The following is a 19,994-nucleotide window of genomic DNA, read 5'->3' on the forward strand; positions in this document are numbered from 1 at the left end:
GAAAAGCTTATCGTGCTGAAAGATTTTTAGTCTAAGCGAGGTTCTGAAGCCGGCAAACGCGGTTCCTTCAATTCCTGCATGGCTTGCTTGTACAGTCCATCGGCGTGTTCAAAGCGTTCAACCACATCCTGAGATGGCGCTTTGCCCAGCAAGCTGACGGTGATGATGCTGATGAAAGCCAGGATGAAGCCCGGAACAATCTCATATAAGCCAGTATCCGCCATGGTATTTTTCCAGACAATCACGCTGACTGCGCCAACCACCATGCCCACAATCGCGCCGTTCAGCGTCATTCTTTTCCAGAACAGCGAAAGAATAATCAGCGGGCCGAAAGCTGCGCCGAAACCGGCCCATGCATAGGCAACCAGGCCAAGCACTTTGCTGGATGGATTGCTGGCCAGCCAAATCGCCAGAATCGCAATCGCCAGCACCATGAAGCGGCCAACCCAGACCAGCTCAGTTTGAGAGGCGTTTTTGCGGAAAAACGCTTTGTATAAATCTTCGGTCAGGGTGCTTGAGCAGACCAGCAGCTGGCAGCTGAGCGTGCTCATTACCGCAGCTAAAATCGCCGCCAGAATTACGCCGGCAACCCACGGGTTAAACAGGATTTTGGTTAATTCCATGAAAATGGTTTCAGGGTTCTGGCTGACCGCAGCGGCCAGTTCAGGATGCGCCTGAAAATATGAAATGCCGATGAAGCCGGTCGCTACTGCGCCGCCAAGGCATAGAATCATCCAGGTCATGCCGATGCGGCGGGCAGCTGGAATGGTTTTTACCGAATCTGCAGCCATGAAGCGCACCAGAATATGCGGCTGGCCAAAATAGCCTAAGCCCCAAGCCAAGGATGAGATGATGGCGACAAAGCTTAAGCCCGAAACCATATTCATTGCATGCGGATGCGCTTCTGCCAGCATGACGGTCATTTGCTGGCTGTGGTCGCCAATTGCCAAATACGTGATGACAGGGGTCAGCAGCAGGGCAAAAATCATTAAGCCGGCTTGGAACGTATCTGTCCAGCTGATGGCAAGGAAGCCGCCAATGCAGACATAGCTGATGGTGGCAATTGCGCCGATCCATAAGGCCGTGGTGTAAGACCAGCCAAACAGGCTTTCAAACAGGCGCGCGCCGGCAACCATGCCGGAAGCGCAGTAAATTGCGAAGAACACCAGAATTACGATGGCGGAGCTGACGCGAAGCACTTTTTTCCGGTCGCCAAAGCGGCTGGTGAAGTAATCGGGCAGGGTCAGGGCGTTGTTCTGCACTTCGGTGTGCACCCGCAGGCGGCCGGCAACCAGTAGCCAGTTAAGCCATGCGCCGATGATCAGGCCAATCGCAATCCAGGCTTCAGATAATCCGGAAAGATAAATTGCGCCGGGAAGGCCCATCAGCAGCCAGCCGCTCATGTCTGAAGCGCCTGCGGATAATGCGGTCACCACACTGCCTAAACTGCGGCCGCCTAAAATGTAATCGGAGAAGTCATTCGTAGATTTGTAGGCATACAGTCCTATGCCGACCATCGCTACGATATAAAACATAAAGGTGATTAATGTGGGGTTAAGTTGACTCATATGCCCATCCTTTGTCCTTGAAGATCATCGGTCCGCGATGATTTTTTATGCATTTTTGCAAGGAGCTGATTCAAGCACAAAAATAAAATTACGCTCTGTAACATTTCGGCAGGATTTATAGCCATGTTTTGCAGCGAAATGTAATTTTGGATACAAAGCGCGAAGAGCGATAGTCGGCTGCGTTTTCGGGCCTGCTTCCAAAACTGAACAGCCTGAAAAAGTCAGCACTCTGCGGGTGGCTGTTTTTTATGCCGCGCTAAAGCCCGCATGGCGCGGTTTTAAGCATTAAAATTACATGATGTTACATTAGCAGCAGAAAACTGGAACTTGTAATAAATTGTTTCAAAATCTGCATCAATTGATTGTATTTAAAATCATATGCCGGTATAAGATTTTAGTATGCACAATTTTAGTGCATTTTATTGCGAGTACTTTTAAAGTGATTACGGTTCCATCCGAAGAAACAAGAATAGAGCGTGATTTGCTTGGCGCAAAAGAAGTCCCGGCAGAAAGCTACTACGGCATCCACACAGTGCGTGCCTTGGAAAATTTTCAAATCTCCGCCCATAAAGTCGGCGAAAATCTCCCTTTCATCCGCGCCTTGGCGCAGGTGAAAAAAGCATCGGCGCAAACCAACCTTAAATTCAGCCAAATCTCCGCTGAAATCAGCGAAGCGATTCAGCAGGCCTGTGACCAGCTGATTGCGCAGCCTGAACAGTGGAGCAGCGCGTTCCCGCTGGACGTCTATCAGGGCGGCGCGGGCACTTCAATCAATATGAACTGCAATGAAGTGATTGCAAATATTGCTTTGGAGCAGCTGGGTCTGGGCAAAGGCAGCTATTCGCATATTCATCCTAATGATCATGTGAATAAGTCACAGTCCACCAATGATGTTTACCCGACAGCATTGCGCTTGGCGGTGTATTACAGCCTTGATGAGCTTCTGGCGCCGCTGCGTGGCATTATTGACAGCCTGCATGCCAAAGCAGTTGAGTTCCAGCCTGTGGTTAAAATGGGCCGGACGCAGCTGCAGGATGCGGTGCCAATGACGCTGGGTCAGGAATTCCGCGCTTTTGCAACGCTGCTGAAAGAAGACCTGAAGCTGATTGACAATACGCGCCAGCTGCTGCTGGAAGTGAACTTAGGCGCAACGGCAATCGGCACAGGCGTAAATACGCCGAAGGGCTATGCCTGTGAGGCGGTTCAGGCTTTGAAGGAAATCACCGGTTTGCCGCTGATTGGCGCGGAAGACTATGTTGAAGCGACCAGCGACTGCGGCGTGTTTATTATCCTGTCCAGCACGCTGAAGCGTCTGGCGGTGAAGCTGTCGAAGATCTGCAACGATTTACGCTTGTTGAGTTCTGGGCCAAGAACAGGCTTGGCGGAAATCCGCTTGCCTGAACTGCAGGCGGGTTCATCCATTATGCCGGCTAAAATCAACCCGGTGATTCCAGAAGTGGTGAACCAGATTGCATTTAAAGTCATTGGCAATGATTTGACCGTGACGATGGCTGCTGAAGCTGGACAGCTGCAATTGAATGTTATGGAGCCGGTGATTGCTGTCTCTATTAATGAATCAATTGACCTGCTGCGCCATGCGCTGGAAACGCTCGATGCGAAATGCATTCAGGGCATTCAGGCCAATGAGCAGGCTTGCTATGACGCAGTTATGCGCAGTGTCGGCATTGTTACGCTGCTTGACCCGATTCTGGGGCATGCCAAGTGCGACGAAATCGGCAAGCAGTGCATTGCGGAAAATAAAACCATTCAGCAGGTGGTGCTGGAGCAGAACCTGCTGACACAGGCACAGCTGGATCAGATTTTCGCTTTTGAAAATCTGGTTTCTGAAGTGCAGTCTGGGCAGTCGGGCCTTGCGCAAGTGTCGTAATTAACTGCTGATGCAGATTGAAAGCGCTCTTTGTGCGGATGCCAGTCAGTTAATAAACTGACTGGCATTTTTATTTTTAAGCCTGAACAAAAATAAAATACTGCTTTGCTTGCAGTACAATCCGAAGCGGCAAGGAGCGGGAGCTATCGCTTAGCAAGAAACTCAACCTTTGATTAAAAGTGCTCAGCTTGCGCCGTAAATTGCTAAAACTCAGAAACATTGATTCCAAATCCCTTTCACTGATCAGCACTCAGCATTGCTTGCCACTTTTTTATAATGATTGCCAATCTGCCTGATCTAAAGCCGGCAATCCGTTTTAGAATAGCCTCACCGAATGAAATAAACTGTATTGCCATGTTTGATAAAATTTCCGCCTTATTTAAAGGCAGCCAGCCCAGCCCTGAACAGCTGTATAAAGAACAGCATCAAATTGAGTATGCGCAAGGCAAGGGCTATAGTGTCGGCGGCGTTGTGCTGAATGAAGCGCTGTCTGCGCGCCTGGAGTATTTATCCAACCGGCGCATGTCGGCATTTGACGACCTGAAGGCGCTGTATGGCGCAGCCATGATTATTAATGAAAAAATTGATTTGGAAATCGCCAGCCAGCGTTTTGCTGCGCATGTGGGCAATTCTGAAGAAAACCTGCTGGAATTTAAGCGGATTGTAAAAATCCTGAATGACTATTACCGCAATTTCATACGCGAGCGAAAATAAGCGCATTATATGCTTAATGCTGATCAGTTAGGGAGTTTCACCATAAACTTCTTAACTTTTGGGGCTATTCACGGCGGAGTCTTACCGTTTTTAAATCGAATTTTTGGAGCTCGTTTTGTTCTTTTGTTTTGCCAAAAGAACCAAAAGCATTTGTCATCCGCGAAACCTGTTAACTTTCTGCACTTGAACAGCTTTTATCGCAGAAACAGTCCATTTCAAAAGCCTGATAGGTTGCGGATGACGCTTACGCGTATCAAATAAATTCTAGAATTTAAAAAGAAAAAGCCAGTCAGTTTCTTAACTGACTGGCATTACTTATATGCTGATGATTCTGCTGGCGGTCTTTGTGCGCTGGCAAAAATAGCTCAAGGAATAAAAACAACGTGCTAAAATAAGCCTCAGGTTGTTTAGACTTTAAAGCTATATACATGTTCCAACAAGAAATTTCCCAACTGAACCTTGCCCGGCTGAAAGCGGGCGAAAAACGCTGGATTGGCAATCTCCAAGGCTCAGCGACGGGGCTGCTGTTTAAAGAAATTGCCGAACAGTCCAAGCAGCTGTTCATCATTGTGGCCCGCAGCAATCAGCACTTGGCGCAGTTGGAAAGTGAGCTGGAATTTTACGGCATTAAGCCGGTTATTTTCCCTGACTGGGAAATTCTGCCCTATGACCGCCTTTCACCGCATCAGGACATCGTTTCCGAACGTTTGGCGATTTTATCCAATATGCCGGCCAAAGGCGTGCTGCTGCTGTCAGCATCTACCTTGGCGCAGCGCGTAGCGCCGGCGTCTTGGGTTCTGGGCGAACATTTTGATATCCGCGCAGGGCAGAAGTTTGACCTGGAGCAGCAAAAGCTGCGCCTAATCCAGGCCGGCTATCATTTGGTCGATACGGTTTATGATCATGGCGAGTTTGCCGTCCGCGGCAGCATCATGGATATTTATGCTTCAGGGCAGGCCGCGCCCATCCGCATTGACCTGTTTGATGATGAAATTGACAGCCTGAAGTTCTTTGATCCGGAAACCCAGCGCACCACGCAGGCGCTGCAGAATTTTACCGTGCTTCCGGCCAAAGAGTTTCCATTAAAGGAAGGCCGTTCGGTCTTCCGTGACCGCTATGCGGATCAGTTTACAGCAGCCAATCCGAAAAAAAATCCGGTTTATCAAGATGTGCTGGAAGGCATTGCTTCACCGGGCATTGAGTTTTATTTCCCGTTGTTTTTCAGCGCGGAAGCCATGCAAAGCCAAAGCGCGCTGACATCGTACTTGCCAAAGAATGGCATTGTCATTACAGATCAGCACATGGATGAGGGTTTGGCGCAATTCTGGAAAGAAGCTGTGCGCCGCTATGAAGACCGCCGCCACAATGCCGATCATCCAATTCTGCCGCCAGAACAGCTGTTTCTGCAGCCGGGCCAAGTGCTGGAGCAGTTGAATCATTTTGGCCGGATGATTGTGTCGCAGGACAGCTTTGAAGAAAAAGCCGGCGTGCTGAATATCCGCGCAGAAGCGCCGCCACGCCTGCCGGTCGATCCGAAACGCGAAAAGCCGTTCACTGAAGTTAAAAACTATATTGACCATGCCAGCCATCCGGTGCTGCTGGTGGCGGAAAGCGCAGGGCGCCGTGAAACATTGAAGGATGCCTTGCGCCCGGCATTAGGCGATATTCCTTATGTTGCAAATTTTAAAGAATTCATTGATTCGCTGCATGCGGTTGCCATTACCAATGCGCCTTTGGAGCGCGGCCTGCTGCTGACCGGTAAAATCAGCGTTATTTCAGAAAATCAGCTGTATGAGCACCGTGTCGTGCAGCGCCGGCGCAAGCGACAGCAGGAAGTTTCCGAAGAATTCCTGATTCGCAGCCTGACCGAATTGAGCATGGGCGCGCCTGTGGTGCATATTGACTATGGCGTGGGGCGCTACGCAGGCCTGATCACGCTAAGCATTGACGATCAGGATCATGAATTCCTGCAGCTGGACTATGCCGATGCCGCCAAGGTTTATGTGCCTGTCACCAACCTGCACCTGATCAGCCGCTACAGCGGCGGCGACCCGGACTTGGCGCCCCTGCATAAGCTGGGCACCGACGCATGGAATAAAGCCAAGCGCAAAGCGCTGGAGCAGATTCATGATGTGGCGGCGGAGCTGCTGCATATTCAGGCGCGCCGCCAATCCAAGCCGGGTTTTGGCTTTGCGCTGGATCAAAGCCTGTACATGCAGTTTGCCAGCGGCTTCGCTTATGAGGAAACGCTGGATCAGGCCAACGCCATTGATGCGGTGCTGCATGACATGCAGCAGGCCAAGCCGATGGACCGTCTAGTTTGCGGCGATGTCGGCTTCGGCAAAACCGAAGTCGCGATGCGGGCCGCTTTCGTCGCGGTGCAGAACAGCCGGCAGGTGGCGGTTCTGGTGCCGACAACCTTGCTGGCGCAGCAGCACTATGAGTCATTTAAAGACCGCTTTGCTGACTGGCCTGTGCGGATTGAAGTTTTATCCCGCTTCGGCACATCCAAATCGCACAGCAAAACCATTGAAGATTTGGCCGAGGGCAAAGTCGATATTGTGATCGGCACGCATAAAATCCTGCAGGAAAATGTGCAGTTTAAAAATCTGGGCCTGATGATTGTCGATGAAGAGCACCGCTTTGGCGTGCGCGATAAGGAGCGCATTAAAGCCATGCGCGCAGATGTCGATATGCTGACCTTAACCGCAACGCCAATCCCGCGCACCCTGAACATGGCGTTCAGCGGCATGCGCGACTTGTCCATTATCGCCACGCCGCCGGCGCGCCGCCTAGCGGTTAAAACCTTTGTGCAGGAGCATACCGGCGAATCGGTGAAAGAGGCGATCCTGCGTGAACTGCTGCGCGGCGGGCAGGTGTATTTCCTGCATAATGAAGTGGAAACCATCGAGCGTACCGCAGAGAGCCTGCGTGAACTGGTGCCGGAAGCCCGTGTGGCCGTGGCGCATGGGCAAATGCGCGAGCGCGAGCTGGAGCAGGTCATGCAGCAGTTCTATCACAAAGAATATAATGTGCTGGTCTGCTCAACCATTATTGAAACCGGCATTGATGTGCCGAATGCCAATACTATTTTGATTGAGCGCGCAGACAAACTCGGCTTGGCGCAGCTGCATCAGCTGCGCGGCCGTGTCGGGCGCTCGCACCATCAGGCTTATGCCTATCTGCTGGTGCCTTCCATCAAAGGCTTGAAAGGCGATGCGGAAAAGCGTTTGGATGCCATTCAGCGCGCTGCCAACCTAGGCGCGGGCTTCATGCTGGCAACTGAAGATTTGGAAATCCGCGGCGCAGGCGAGCTGCTGGGCGAACAGCAAAGCGGCTCCATGCAGGCGATTGGCTACAGCTTGTATATGGAAATGCTGGAAAAAGCCACCAAAGCCATCCAGAAAGGCCAAACGCCAAACTTCGATGCGCCGCTTTCGCTTACAGCGGAAATCAGCCTGCACATGCCGGCCTTAATTCCGGATGAATATCTGGGCGATGTGCATCAGCGCCTGCTGTTCTACAAGCGCATCAGCAACACGGACAGCGCTGAAAAGCTGGACAATATCCGCATGGAGCTGATAGACCGCTTCGGCATTCCGCCGCAGCCGGTGAAGCAGCTGTTTGCTGTGCATCAGGTGCGGCTGAAAGCCGAACAGCTGGGCATTACCAAAATAGACATCAGCAGCCATGGCGGGCATATTGAATTCTTGCCGGATACTCCGGTGCAGGCCATCAGCATTATCCAGATGATGCAGAAGCATCCGACCTTCTTCAGGATGGAAGGCGGGCAGCGCCTGAAGGTAATGGTGATGTTGGAAGAGTACGATAAACGCATTCAGTTCCTGCATGATCTGCTGGACAGCTTGCTGAAAGAACTGCACTAAGTCAGGGTTTGCGGGCTTTTGCCGCAAAAGTCCGGCGCATGCTGGCGCGCTTGCCGGAAACACCGGGTTTTTGCAGCAATTTATTCAAGATAAAGCTGTGACGCAGATCAAGTTAAATAAGCGTTATTTATACTGAAACACATGGCTGATAATATTCACGTCCATAAGGATGTGATAGTATTAGGCATCATTTTAATTTTGCATCATTTATAAAGATATGTTTAGTTTACATCCGCAACTTGCGCAAGATACGTTTTATGTAGGCGACTTTCCACTGTCAACATGTCGTTTAATGAATGATATGCAATTTCCGTGGCTTATTCTGGTTCCCCGCGTACCCGGCATTACAGAGCTGTATGAATTAAGCCAGGCGGATCAGGAACAGTTCCTGCGCGAATCCAGCTGGCTGTCCAGCCAATTAGCCCGCGTATTCCGCGCAGACAAAATGAATGTGGCTGCTTTGGGCAACATGGTGCCGCAGCTGCATTTCCACCACGTTGTGCGCTATCAGAACGATGTGGCTTGGCCTAAACCGGTTTGGGGCACACCTGCTGTTCCTTACAGCAATGATGTGCTGGCGCATATGCGTCAAACCCTGATGCTTGCGCTCCGCGGTCAAGGCGACATGCCGTTTGACTGGCGTATGGATTGATCCTGAAAACGGACCATATTAGGGACATATGGCTGTGATTGTCTGCAAGGAGTGAGTGTGTGCCGCTAGACGATTGGATCAAAAAAGAACCGAAGCAGTTTGAGTACTTCCATCGGCTGATGGGGTACGTGATGCTGTCTTTGGTCACGCTCGTTTACCACTACACTCAGCCGGACACGCAGTATCAAATCTATATCCCGGTTTTCCTGCTGGGCGCGCTGCTGGTTACACCCAAGCTGTCGCGCTGGCTGGTCTACCGCTACAATAATAAAGTAAAGCGCACCGTTTTATTCATTATTGATATTGTGATTATTGCGGTCATGCTGGCCGCGGTGCACTTGAATTTAGTGCTGACCTTTTTGGCGATTTTCGCTTTGCTCTACGCAGCCATCAGCAATAAAATTTCATTTCTGATGGTGTCCTTGGCCAGCCTGATCGGCATTGTGGTTTTTTATAGTTCCACAATCTTTGTTTTCGGCTTTCATGAATACTTTGAGCCGACCAGCAGTGAGCTGACTGTTTTAGGCTTCATCTGCCTGATTACCTATTTCGGCGTCGGCAGTTTTTATCAGCGCAGCCAAGTGCAATTCATGGCGAAGAAAAAAGATCATTATTTTGATCAGATGAACCGCTACATGGAGTTTGCAAACCAGCTGAGTCGCTACGCGCCGCTGCAGCTTTGGCAGTCCATCATGAAAGGCGAGTCGGAAGCGAAAATTGAATACAAGCGTAAAAAACTGACTATTTTCTTTTCAGATATTCAAGGCTTTACCGAACTTTCTGAAACGCTGATCCCAGATGACTTGGCCTTCCTGCTGAATGACTACCTCAGCCATATGACTGAAATCGCCAAGCAGTATGAAGCGACTGTTGATAAATTCATGGGTGATGCAATCCTGATTTTCTTTGGCGATCCGCACAGCCAAGGCGTAGAGCAGGACGCAAAAATCTGCCTGGAAATGGCCATGGTGATGCGCCAGCAAATGAAGCTGCTGCGCGAGCGCTGGATTAAAATGGGCTATCCGCCGCTGCATATCCGCATGGGCATCAGTACCGGCTATTGCCACGTAGGCAACTACGGCGCTGCGCACCGCATGGCGTACACCATTGTCGGGCGCGATGCCAACTTGGCGGCTCGCCTGCAGAGCGCCGCGGAAGTCGATGAAATCCTGATTTCTGATGACACCCATCAGCTGGTGAAAAATGACTACCTATGCGCGCCGAAAGCGCCGATTTACCTGAAAGGCATTAAAGGCCCGGTGCGCACATGGCAGGTCATGGAAAAATACACCTCGAAGAAAACCGACTATCAGCGCTGGTTTGATTATGAGTATAAAGGCTTCCACTTGCTGCTGAACTTGGATGAAGTGCAGAATTTTGAATATCCTGAGCTGATTGTGGTGCTGGAAAAAATGATTAAGCGCCTGCAGACCCAGCAGAGAATGACTAACTCGGAAGGCATTGTGAAGCTGAATCTGGAAGATGAAGTGATTGTGGAAGATGTGAAGTCTTAATGTTATTTAGCGCATTAAAAAGACCGCTGCAGAGGCTAGTGTTGATCAGTTAAGGAGTTTCGCTGTAAACCTCTTAACCTTTTGGGTTATTCACGGCGGAGTTTTACCGTTTTTAAATCGAATTTTTGGAGCTCGTTTTGTTCTTTTGTTTCGCCAAAAGAACCAAAAGCATTTGTCATCCGCGAAACCTGTTCACTTTCTGCATCTAAATAATGTTGTTGCAAAAACAGTCAATTTTAAAGACCAGGTAGGTTGCGGATGACGCTTCCGCGTATCAAATAAATTCTAGAGTTAAAAAAGAAAAAGCCGGTCAATTCCTTAATTGGCTGGCTTTTTTATACAGCGGCCTTTTTTATGAGCTAAGCTTCAGCTTAACTGAAGCTTAGTGATTTTCTGAAGCATGGTTGATGGTGTATTTAGGAATTTCCACTTCCAGGTCTTCATTTTCAATTTTCACTTGGCAAGACAGGCGAGAGTCCGGTTCTAAGCCCCAGGCGCGGTCCAGCAGATCCGCCTCAATATCATCCATTTCATCTAAGCCGTCAAAGCCTTTGCGCACAATCACATGGCATGTGGTGCAGGCCTTAGACATATCACAGGCATGTTCAATTTTAATGCCGTTATTCAGCAGGCTTTGGCATAAATTGGCATTTTGCTCAACTTCAAACTCAGCGCCATTCGGGCAAATCGTTGCGTGAGGCAGTACTTTAATACGTGGCATAGTCTTTACCTATAAATTAGTTTGAGTTTGACCAGTCGTCGAGCTTGGTGCCTTTCAATGCGGCATCGATGTGCTGATTCATGCGCGCGGCTGCAAAAGCGTCGCTGTGGATTTTAAGCTGCTCTACAGCATTTTCAATGGCTTTAATTTCGGCGCTTTCCAGCTGAATTTCCAGCTGCGCTTTGGCTTGATTCAGGGCAGACAGTTCCGCTGCTGATAAAAGCGGGGCATCCGCCTTTAAAGCCTGTTCCAGCGCTTCAAGTTCACGCTTCGCTTCGACTTTAGTTTCCTGCAGATGGCGCAGGGCTTTATCTTCCTCAGCGAATTTGAAACCGTCCAGCAGCAGGCGCTCAGTATCTGAATCTGACAGGCCATAAGAAGGCTTAATGTCAATTTGCGCATGCACGCCGGAAGTGGTTTCTTTGGCGGAAACGGTCAAGAGGCCGTCTGCATCAACCTGGAATGTCACTTCAATGCGCGCTTGGCCCGCAGTCATTGGCGGAATGCCGCGCAAAACAAAGCGCCCAAGGCTGCGGCAGTGCTCGACTAAATCGCGTTCGCCTTGCACTACATGAATCAGCATGGCAGTTTGGCCGTCCTGATAAGTGGTGAATTCCTGACGGCGCGCCACTGGAATTGCGGTGTTGCGTGAAATTAAGCGCTCCACCAGACCGCCCATGGTTTCTAAGCCTAGCGAGAGCGGGGTGACATCCAGCAGCAGCGAGCCGTCTTTGGAATTGCCGATCAGCTGATTAGCGGTAATTGATGCGCCAATCGCAACCACTTCATCCGGGTTGATTGTGCAAAGCGGTTCCTGATTGAAGACCTCGCGCACGGCTTTCTGCACCGCATAAGAGCGCGTTGAGCCGCCAACCAGAACCACATTCTGAATATCATCCAGTTCAAGCTTAGCGTCGCGCATCACGCGCTTGCAGACACTGATGGTTTTGTCTAAAGCGGCTTTGATAATCGTTTCAAAGGTTGGGCGGTCTAAGGCAAGATGCTGATCCAGAACTTTAAGCTCAACAGATTCAGCATCAGACAAGGCTTCTTTGGCTTTGCGCGCGGCGACAACAAAATGCGCAAATTCAGCATCATCCAGTGTTTCAATATTCAGCTGCTTCTTCGCCCATTTCACAATCAGGCGGTCCAGGTCATCGCCGCCCAGCGCAGTGTGCCCGCCGGTGGCAAGCACTTCAAATACGCCTTGCGAGAAACGCAAAATCGACACGTCAAAAGTGCCGCCGCCCAAGTCATAAATCACATAGTTGCGGTCATGCGCTAAGCCGCTTTCCTGATCCAGGCCGTAAGCAACCGCAGCCGCTGTCGGCTCATTCAGCAGGCGCAGCACATTTAGGCCGGCCAGCTGCGCCGCGTCGCGGGTGGCTTGGCGCTGCGCTTCATCAAAATAGGCGGGAACGGTAATTACCGCGCCATTCACCGGGTTGCTCAGGCTCTCTTCGGCGCGGTCTTTCAGCTGCTTTAAAATTTCCGCAGAAATCTCAACCGGAGTTTTGCGGCCTTGCGCAGTTTCAAACGCCGGCATCTGATTGTCTTCGCCAGCCAAAGCATAAGGGTGCTGGAACTTGATGTCCGCTTTGGAGCGGCCCATAAAGCGCTTAACGGAAACAATGGTATTTTTAGGGTCCGCAGTAATGAACGGTTTGGCTGCATCACCGTATTCGGTGCTGTTCTCGGCATAATGAACTATGGACGGCAGCAATACCCGGCCATGCTGGTCATGAAGCACTTTGGCTTTTCCTGAAAGAACCGTGGCAACCAAAGAGTGAGTGGTGCCTAAATCGATGCCAATCGCAATGCGATGTTCATGCGGTGCGCTGGATTGACCTGGTTCCGCAATCTGCAAGAGAGCCATTGTGTTACATCCTTAGAACTTAAATATTTATAAACAGGTAAGATTAAAAATCATCATCTAAATCAAAGCTGTCATCATCCAGCAAGCGGTCTTCAGCTTTGTCGATGTCCGCCATGACTTTGACAAAGAAGCGCAGCTTGCGCACGGTATCGCGCGCTTCAGCCCAGTCTTCAGCAGCATAATCAATTTTGAATTCGCGCACCAGGCCTGCAATCCACTGCTGCACTTCGGTTTTTAATGAAACCAGTTCATCCGCAGAGCCGGCTTCATCCAGCTGTTCGCGGATTTCTAAAGCGGACTGCAGGAATTCAAAGTCATTGATGGATTGATCAAGATGGTGGTCTTGCTTTTTTAAGCTCAGCAAATAGGCCGCGCGGCTGTCAACATTAGATAAAGCCTTGAATGCTTGGTTGATTTCGCTTGATTTAATCAAAGCTTGATCTTTGTCTTCGGCTTTATCTGGATGATATTGTTGCTGCAGCTTAAGAAATTCATTTTTTAAAGCCGCTAAATCAATATCGAGTGCTGCGGGGAGGTTGAACAGCTCAAAATGATTCATGGGAGAATTGATCCGCGATTGATGTGCAAAAAAAGTATGCATTAAATGCAATTAAAACAGCGTATTTTACACTGTTTTAATGCAAAACGGGGAATGGGCTTTAAACAGTGAAAGACTCGCCGCAGCCGCACTCGCCTTTTTTATTCGGGTTGTTGAATTCGAAGCCTTCATTTAAGCCGTTTTTAACGTAGTCCATCTCCATTTCATCAAGATAGACCAGGCTTTTCGGGTCGACAAAAACTTTAACGCCAAACTGTTCGAATGTTTGATCATGTTCATCAATTTCGTCAACGAACTCAAGAACATAAGCCAAACCGGAACAGCCTGAAGTTTTCACGCCAACGCGAATGCCTTCACCCTTACCGCGATTTTTTAGGTAATTGCTGATATGAGCAGCAGCATTTTCAGTTAAATGGATCATGAAAACTCCGTTATTCTTACTTCAAAACCTGAAGCAGTTAAGCTTTAGTTTTTTTGCTGCGATAGTCTTCAACAGCGGCTTTGATGGCGTCTTCTGCAAGCACAGAGCAGTGCACTTTTACAGGAGGCAGCGCAAGTTCAGTTGCAATGTCAATGTTCTTGATGGCTTGCGCTTCATCAAGGGTTTTGCCTTTCAGCCACTCAGTTACCAGTGAGCTGGATGCAATTGCGGAACCGCAGCCGTAAGTCTTGAAGCGCGCTTCTTCAATGACGCCATTGTCATCAACCTGAATCTGCAGGCGCATTACATCGCCGCAGGCTGGCGCGCCGACCATGCCGGTGCCAACATTTTCAGCGTTCTTGTCTAAAACGCCAACATTACGAGGGTTTTCGTAATGATCAATTACTTTTTCGCTATAAGCCATGATGCTTCTCCAAACCTCGGGGTCAGCCTAATATTAATATGGGGGTGAAATTACATTTTTCAATGAGATAGCCTTAGTTTAAAGCTATCTCAGCGGGATGAATCAGTGCTCAGCCCATTCAACAGTAGAAAGGTCGATACCTTCTTTATACATGTCCCAAAGCGGAGAAAGTTCACGCAATTTCTCAACAGCTGCTTTAGTAATTTCAAGAACGTGGTCGATGTCTTCTTCAGTGGTGTATTTGCCGAAGCTGAAGCGGATTGAACTGTGCGCCAGCTCATCGGTCAGGCCCAGCGCGCGCAGCACATAAGATGGCTCAAGCGTTGCGGATGTGCAGGCAGAACCTGAAGAAACCGCAGCGTCTTTAAGCGCCATCATCAGTGATTCGCCTTCAACAAAGTTGAAGCTGACATTTAAGTAGTTTGCAACGCTTTGCGTCGGGTGGCCGTTTAAGAACACCTGTTCAAGGCCTTGCAGGCCATTCCACAGCTTGTCGCGCAGCACGCGGATGCGGTCCTGTTCTGCCTGCAGATTTTTTCCAGCCAGCTCAAACGCTTCGCCCATGCCGACAATTTGATGTGTTGCCAGCGTGCCTGAACGCATGCCGCGCTCATGGCCGCCGCCATGCATTTGCGCTTTCACGCGCACGCGCGGAGAGCGGCGTACAAATAAAGCGCCAATGCCTTTAGGGCCGTAGATTTTATGAGCGGAGAAGCTCATCAAGTCAACTTTCATTGTAGAAAGGTCAATTTCAACCTTGCCTGCAGCCTGCGCAGCATCAACATGGAAAAAGATTTTCTTAGCGCGGGTAATCTCGCCAATCGCTGCCACATCGGTAACTGTGCCAATCTCATTGTTCACCATCATCAGGGAAACAAGGATGGTGTCTGAACGGATTGCAGCTTCAACCATTTCAGGAGTAATCAAGCCGGTTTTTTCCTGCGGCTCAATATAGGTGATTTCGAAGCCTTCTTCTTCCAGCTCGCGGCATGTATCTAAAATCGCTTTATGCTCAATTTTAGAAGTAACGATGTGCTTGCCTTTAGATGCGTAGAACTGGGCAACGCCTTTAAGCGCAAGGTTGTCAGATTCAGTCGCGCCGGAGGTCCAGACAATTTCACGCGGGTCAGCTTTAATTAAGTTTGCGACCTGTTCGCGCGCGTATTCTACTTTTTCTTCCGCCTGCCAGCCGTAAGCGTGCGAACGCGATGCTGCATTGCCGAATGTGCCGTCAAAGGTCAGGCACTCCATCATGCGTTCTGCAACTTGAGGATCTACAGGGGTTGTTGCTGCATAATCAAGATAAATAGGACGTTTCATGTCAAATACCTGTAACCGATAAAAGGGCTGAATCAAAACCTGAAGAATTCTGGCGGATGGCAACGGTTTGCACATTGTCACGCGCTACAAGGTCAGCAAGGGTGATTTTTGCAAGATAATCGGCAATGTGGTGGGAGAGTTCCTGCCATAAATCATGCGTCAAGCACATCGCGCCATTCTGGCAGTTGCCTTTATGGTCGCAGCGGGTAGCATCGACGGTTTCATTTACAGCTTCAATAATTGCTAACACAGTGATTTCTTCAGCGCTCCGGGCTAAATGATAGCCGCCGTTTGCACCGCGGATACTTGAAACTAAGCCGTGGCGCTTTAATTTCGCAAATAACTGCTCAAGATAGGCAACAGAAATTGTCTGGCGCGCCGCAATTTCCGCAAGGGTGATCGTTTGTTCAGTTGGCTGCAAAGCTAGATCAAGTAGAGCAGTCACTGCGTAGCGACCGCGAGTTGTTAAGCGCATGATTCGATACACATGATTAGACTAGATGTGCCGATTTTAAGAATCCTGACTAAAATAGTCAAGTTTTTTTAAGACTGTTTGTTCTGTTTTATTTTTGCAGAAAAATTATATATTTAACCAATCCAAAAATTATACACTAATAACGCAGTTAAAAGAACCGTAATTATTGAAAACACTGCGTTTATCCGCTTTTGCCGGCGCTCGATGCGCTTGATGCGGTTTTTGTACTGCTTGACTTCCACTTGCAGGGTGTTGATCTTTGAGCGCTGCTGGTCAATTTTTTCCAAAAGCGGCGCAATGCGCTTTTTGGATGAGGTAATGTCCTGGTCATCCGCCGGTTCGGTCAGCCAGTGCTTCCAGTCCGCCAGCACTTTCGGCAGGCTAAATAAAGACAGCAGGTCGCGGAACTCATCCTTTAAGACCATGTCGCCGTCTATGCGCATGGCTTTAATGCTGCGGCGGTTGCCGAAAACAAAGATTTTAATCAGATCCATCAGGGTGGTGCGGACGTCTAAATCCACCGCTTTTTCCGGCGCTTTGTCATCAAACAGCATGCCGTTTTCGGTGAACTGAACGTAAAAGTCAAAATAAGGAATATAGCTATTTATTTTTACTGCAATTTTTTCATCTACAAACTTTTTCGCCTGCAGCGCCACAACACGGTCATGCTTTAAAATAAAGCTGAACACGGTTTCCAAAACAATCAGGGTCATTGTAAGCAGCAAATGTGGGTTTGATTGATTTTGTTTTTGTTGCGTATCACTCATAAAAAAAACAATCCTTACCTGAAACAAATGAGCGTCCTGCCCGCGGGTGATTTCAGGATTAAACCAAAAACACATGAATTAAGTTGCTTTGTAGAACAGTTTTGCAAATCTATCAAGCCTTAAGTTTGCTATTATAGTGCTAATTTGCAGATTGACGTATAAATTTGCTCATAAAATCATGAGGAACGGTGCATTATATGGATAAAATAAACCCAGCTGAGCCGGAAGCGGCGGAACAGGATCAGTCTGAAAAACATATAAAATCCAAGCTCCGCCATCATCCTGACCGCAAGTCCGTGCTGGATTTCCGCAAATACACCAAGCAGATTTGGCTGGCCGGTTTAGGCGCATTTTCACGCGCTGAAGAAGAAGGAAACAAGCTTTTTGATTCTTTGGTCAAAGTGGGCGAGGAGCTTGAGTCTAAAACTGCAGATATCGCAGATCAGGCTGTAGAGAAAGTCACTGAAAAAGCTAAAGAATCTGTCACCGACACCAAAGACAAAGTCGAAAAGCTGCTGGATAACGGCGTCAACCATTCTTTAAACCGCTTAGGGCTGGTGGCGGCTAAGGATTTGCAGCATCTGGAAAAAATGATTCTGCAGCTGCATGCGAAAATTGACCTTTTGGCGGAAGAGCAGCGGAAAATTCAGGCGCAATTGTCTAAAAAATAGAGTTTTGTGCGCTATTATTCATTTTTTAGGGTTTTTCCCGTCATGTTTTTGCAAAAAAAGAGGTTCGGGAGTATTGCGTTTCCCCCTAAAGCATTGCTATAAAGGCGCTAGGGCAATCTAAACAACTTCTTGAACCTTAAATAAACGATATTAAGAGGACGTAATTTTCATGAATAAATCAGAATTAATTGATGCTATTGCAGATAAAGGGGGTTTATCTAAGGCTGACGCAGGCAAGGCTTTAGACGCGGCGATTGCCTCTGTTACTGAAGCATTGAAAGCTGGCGATACTGTAACTTTAGTTGGTTTCGGTACATTCAGCGTTAAAGAGCGCGCAGCGCGCACTGGCCGCAATCCGCAAACTGGCGCGGCTTTAGAAATCAAAGCAAGCAAAGTGCCAAGCTTCAAAGCGGGCAAAGGCTTGAAAGATTCTGTAGCTTAAATTTATTAAGCTTATAAACGCGCCATTTTTGGCGCGTTTTTTATTGATAAATGTGATTTAGCGCTTTAACGCATTCATTCATTGCTGGTTTTCAGTTAAAATTCTCCGCAAATAAAATATTGGATTACTTATGGAATCTTTTCGCAAAGTCATTAAGGGCTGGCTGGGCAAAGTTCTGCTCATTTTGTTTTTGACCCCTTTAGCGCTTGTAGGTATTGAAGGATATTTTAGCAGCGGTTCAAAAGATGCGGTGAAGTCAGTGAATGGCGCGGATATCTCTGAAAAAGAGGTGGAGCAACTGACCAGTTCGCTGAAAGAGCAGTATCTGGCGTATGCGAAGGGCGATGAAACTTTGCTGAATCAGAATTTCATTAATAACAAAGCCATGGAAACTTTGATTTCGCGCCAGCTGCTGCAGCAGCAGGCCGATAAGCTGGGCATTAGCCTAAGCGATCAGCAACTGGTGCAGATGATTCGGCAGCAGCCGAGTTTTCAGCAAAATGGCCAATTCTCAGAAGAACTGTTTTCTAATTATTTAAAATCGATTGGCATGACCAATCGTGAATTTATTGAAAATTTGCGTAAAGATCACGCTTTGAAAATGCTTTCCGCAACATTTATGGATTATGCGCTGGTCAGCCCGGTGGATATCAAGCAAATTGCTGATCTGCAGACTGAACAGCGCACGCTGCAGCTGGCGAGCATTAAGCTGGATGATTATAAGCGCGGCGTGAAAGTCACTGAAGCTGAAATTGCTGCCTATTATAAAAAGCATCCGTCAATGTTTAAGCAGGGAACCAGCGTTGATGTAGATTTTGTGGTGCTTTCTCCGGCCAATGTGAAAGGCGCTTCAAATGAAGTGACCGATGCGGAGCTTAAGCAGGCTTATGACGCATTTGTGCAGAAGCAGCAGGCTGCCGTTCAGCCTGTGGTGAAGCATATTTTAATTACGGCGGATGGCCGCACCGATGCTGAAGCGAAGAAATTAGCTGAAAAAGCGGCGGCTGAAATTAAAGCGGGTGCATCTTTTGCTCAGGCTGCAGCGCAGTATTCTGAAGATCCTGAATCGAAGAATAAAGGCGGCGCCATTGCAGTCTACCAAAAAGGCGTATTTGGCGATGCATTTGACCAGGCAGTTGCCGGTTTGAAAGCGGGCCAGATTTCTGCGCCGGTGAAAACAACTTACGGCTATCACATTGTAGAAACCTCGGCAGCAGCTGTTCAGGTGCCGGCATTTGAAGCTGAAAAAGCCCGCCTGACGCAGGAAGTGTTAAGCGCTAAAAATGCCAATGCTTTCTCTGATACCGTCAACAGCCTGAATGACATGGTAGTCAGCAGCGATGCGCTTGACGTGATTACTCAGGAAGTAAAAGGTGTTCAGGTTCAGTCTATTAAAGGCTTAACGCTTTCTTCGGTGCATCCGGTGCTGAGCGATGCAAATGTGAAAGTGAAGCTGTTTAATGATGATGTTAAAAACGGCGACCGCAATGTTTCCAGCAGCATTCAGCTGGCGAATGGCGATGCGGTTTGGGTGAAAGTCCGCAATTATCACGCTGCCGGCGTGCAGACTTTGGCGGAAGCTAAGGCGCAAGTCACTGCAAAACTCATTGAGCAGAAGGCTTTTGATGCGGCCAAAGCGAAAATTCAAACTGCGCTGAATGAGTTTAAAACTAAGCCTGAAGCATCGGTGAGCAAAGCGGGCCTTAATTTTGTCAGCGCAGGCACATTTACCCGTGCGGACGGCATGCTGAAGCGTGAAATTCAGCGTGCTGCATTCAGTGTGGCTGCGCCAAAAGCTGGCCATTGGTCTGTGACGACGGCCAGCCTGCCAAATGAACTGGTTGTTGTGGCGGTTACCGGCGTGAATAAAACCACATCTAATGCATTGACCGGCGACCAGCTGAATGAACTGTCTAAGCTGTACCAGCAGCTGCGCGGCCAGCAGGAATTTGATGATTACACCCGCTACCTGAAAGAGCATGCGAAAATCAAGTAAGCGCTGAAGCTATCATTGAAAAGAAAAAACCAGCCCGAGGGCTGGTTTTTTTGCATCTGCTTTTGCTGTTTGATTGTGCTGAGGCGAAAAGCTGAATAT

At 48.7% G+C, this 19,994-nt stretch carries 18 protein-coding genes; 8 read left to right on the top strand and 10 right to left on the bottom strand.

Going from position 1 to position 19,994, the window contains the following annotated elements; translation table 11 throughout:
* Positions 1-26: 26 nt before the first annotated feature.
* Positions 27-1,568, bottom strand: coding sequence for a sodium/proline symporter PutP (gene putP / locus BEN74_RS18955; protein WP_068908256.1), 1,542 nt, complete (start codon positions 1,566-1,568; stop codon positions 27-29).
* Positions 1,569-2,007: 439 nt separating this feature from the next.
* Here putP and aspA point away from each other — a divergent pair, with 439 nt between their 5' ends.
* From aspA to BEN74_RS18980, 5 genes are all read left to right on the top strand, one after another.
* Positions 2,008-3,456, top strand: a complete 1,449-nt coding sequence (gene aspA, locus BEN74_RS18960) for an aspartate ammonia-lyase (protein ID WP_068908367.1) — start codon at positions 2,008-2,010, stop codon at positions 3,454-3,456.
* Positions 3,457-3,810: 354 nt separating this feature from the next.
* Entirely contained in the window at positions 3,811-4,170 is a 360-nt protein-coding gene (locus BEN74_RS18965) for a hypothetical protein (RefSeq protein ID WP_068908258.1), read from the top strand.
* Between the two features lie 428 nt (positions 4,171-4,598).
* On the top strand, positions 4,599-8,057 hold the full coding sequence (gene mfd / locus BEN74_RS18970) for a transcription-repair coupling factor (protein ID WP_068908260.1): 3,459 nt from the start codon (positions 4,599-4,601) through the stop codon (positions 8,055-8,057).
* 217 nt (positions 8,058-8,274) lie between these two features.
* Positions 8,275-8,709: an HIT domain-containing protein gene (locus tag BEN74_RS18975; protein WP_068908262.1), complete on the top strand. Its 435-nt coding sequence runs from the start codon at positions 8,275-8,277 to the stop codon at positions 8,707-8,709.
* A 59-nt stretch (positions 8,710-8,768) separates the two neighbouring features.
* Entirely contained in the window at positions 8,769-10,223 is a 1,455-nt protein-coding gene (locus tag BEN74_RS18980; RefSeq protein WP_068908264.1) for an adenylate/guanylate cyclase domain-containing protein, read from the top strand.
* An 86-nt stretch (positions 10,224-10,309) separates the two neighbouring features.
* Here the strand turns inward: BEN74_RS18980 and BEN74_RS19545 are convergent, their stop codons facing one another.
* The 9 genes from BEN74_RS19545 to BEN74_RS19020 form a co-directional block, all read right to left on the bottom strand.
* Positions 10,310-10,447 (bottom strand): hypothetical protein, encoded by a 138-nt coding sequence (locus BEN74_RS19545; RefSeq protein ID WP_162898213.1) that lies wholly within the window; start codon positions 10,445-10,447, stop codon positions 10,310-10,312.
* 158 nt (positions 10,448-10,605) lie between these two features.
* Positions 10,606-10,944: an ISC system 2Fe-2S type ferredoxin gene (fdx, locus tag BEN74_RS18985; RefSeq protein WP_068908266.1), complete on the bottom strand. Its 339-nt coding sequence runs from the start codon at positions 10,942-10,944 to the stop codon at positions 10,606-10,608.
* 16 nt (positions 10,945-10,960) lie between these two features.
* Positions 10,961-12,820, bottom strand: coding sequence for a Fe-S protein assembly chaperone HscA (gene hscA, locus BEN74_RS18990; protein ID WP_068908268.1), 1,860 nt, complete (start codon positions 12,818-12,820; stop codon positions 10,961-10,963).
* Between the two features lie 43 nt (positions 12,821-12,863).
* A complete protein-coding gene (gene hscB, locus BEN74_RS18995) occupies positions 12,864-13,379 on the bottom strand; it encodes a Fe-S protein assembly co-chaperone HscB (RefSeq protein ID WP_068908270.1) in 516 nt (171 codons plus the stop codon).
* Positions 13,380-13,479: 100 nt separating this feature from the next.
* Complete coding sequence (gene iscA, locus BEN74_RS19000; protein ID WP_068908273.1) at positions 13,480-13,800, bottom strand: iron-sulfur cluster assembly protein IscA; 321 nt, start codon at positions 13,798-13,800, stop codon at positions 13,480-13,482.
* 37 nt (positions 13,801-13,837) lie between these two features.
* Complete coding sequence (gene iscU, locus BEN74_RS19005; protein ID WP_005010233.1) at positions 13,838-14,224, bottom strand: Fe-S cluster assembly scaffold IscU; 387 nt, start codon at positions 14,222-14,224, stop codon at positions 13,838-13,840.
* Between the two features lie 102 nt (positions 14,225-14,326).
* The gene (locus tag BEN74_RS19010) at positions 14,327-15,544 is read right to left on the bottom strand and encodes an IscS subfamily cysteine desulfurase (protein ID WP_068908275.1); all 1,218 of its coding nucleotides are present in this window, start codon (positions 15,542-15,544) and stop codon (positions 14,327-14,329) included.
* 1 nt (position 15,545) lies between these two features.
* Positions 15,546-16,019 carry an Rrf2 family transcriptional regulator gene (locus BEN74_RS19015; RefSeq protein WP_068908277.1) on the bottom strand — a complete coding sequence of 158 codons (474 nt, stop codon included), beginning with the start codon at positions 16,017-16,019 and terminating at the stop codon, positions 15,546-15,548.
* Between the two features lie 113 nt (positions 16,020-16,132).
* Positions 16,133-16,786 carry a hypothetical protein gene (locus BEN74_RS19020; protein WP_068908369.1) on the bottom strand — a complete coding sequence of 218 codons (654 nt, stop codon included), beginning with the start codon at positions 16,784-16,786 and terminating at the stop codon, positions 16,133-16,135.
* A 197-nt stretch (positions 16,787-16,983) separates the two neighbouring features.
* On the opposite strand from BEN74_RS19020, the gene BEN74_RS19025 reads away from it, so the two are divergent.
* From BEN74_RS19025 to BEN74_RS19035, 3 genes are all read left to right on the top strand, one after another.
* A complete protein-coding gene (locus tag BEN74_RS19025) occupies positions 16,984-17,457 on the top strand; it encodes a phasin family protein (protein ID WP_068908279.1) in 474 nt (157 codons plus the stop codon).
* A 169-nt stretch (positions 17,458-17,626) separates the two neighbouring features.
* Positions 17,627-17,899, top strand: coding sequence for an HU family DNA-binding protein (locus tag BEN74_RS19030; RefSeq protein ID WP_068908287.1), 273 nt, complete (start codon positions 17,627-17,629; stop codon positions 17,897-17,899).
* 130 nt (positions 17,900-18,029) lie between these two features.
* Entirely contained in the window at positions 18,030-19,895 is a 1,866-nt protein-coding gene (locus tag BEN74_RS19035) for a SurA N-terminal domain-containing protein (protein WP_068908289.1), read from the top strand.
* Positions 19,896-19,994: the final 99 nt, after the last annotated feature.

The sequence above is a fragment of the Acinetobacter sp. WCHAc010034 genome (assembly GCF_001696615.3).
In the GTDB taxonomy this organism is placed as follows: Bacteria; Pseudomonadota; Gammaproteobacteria; order Pseudomonadales; family Moraxellaceae; genus Acinetobacter.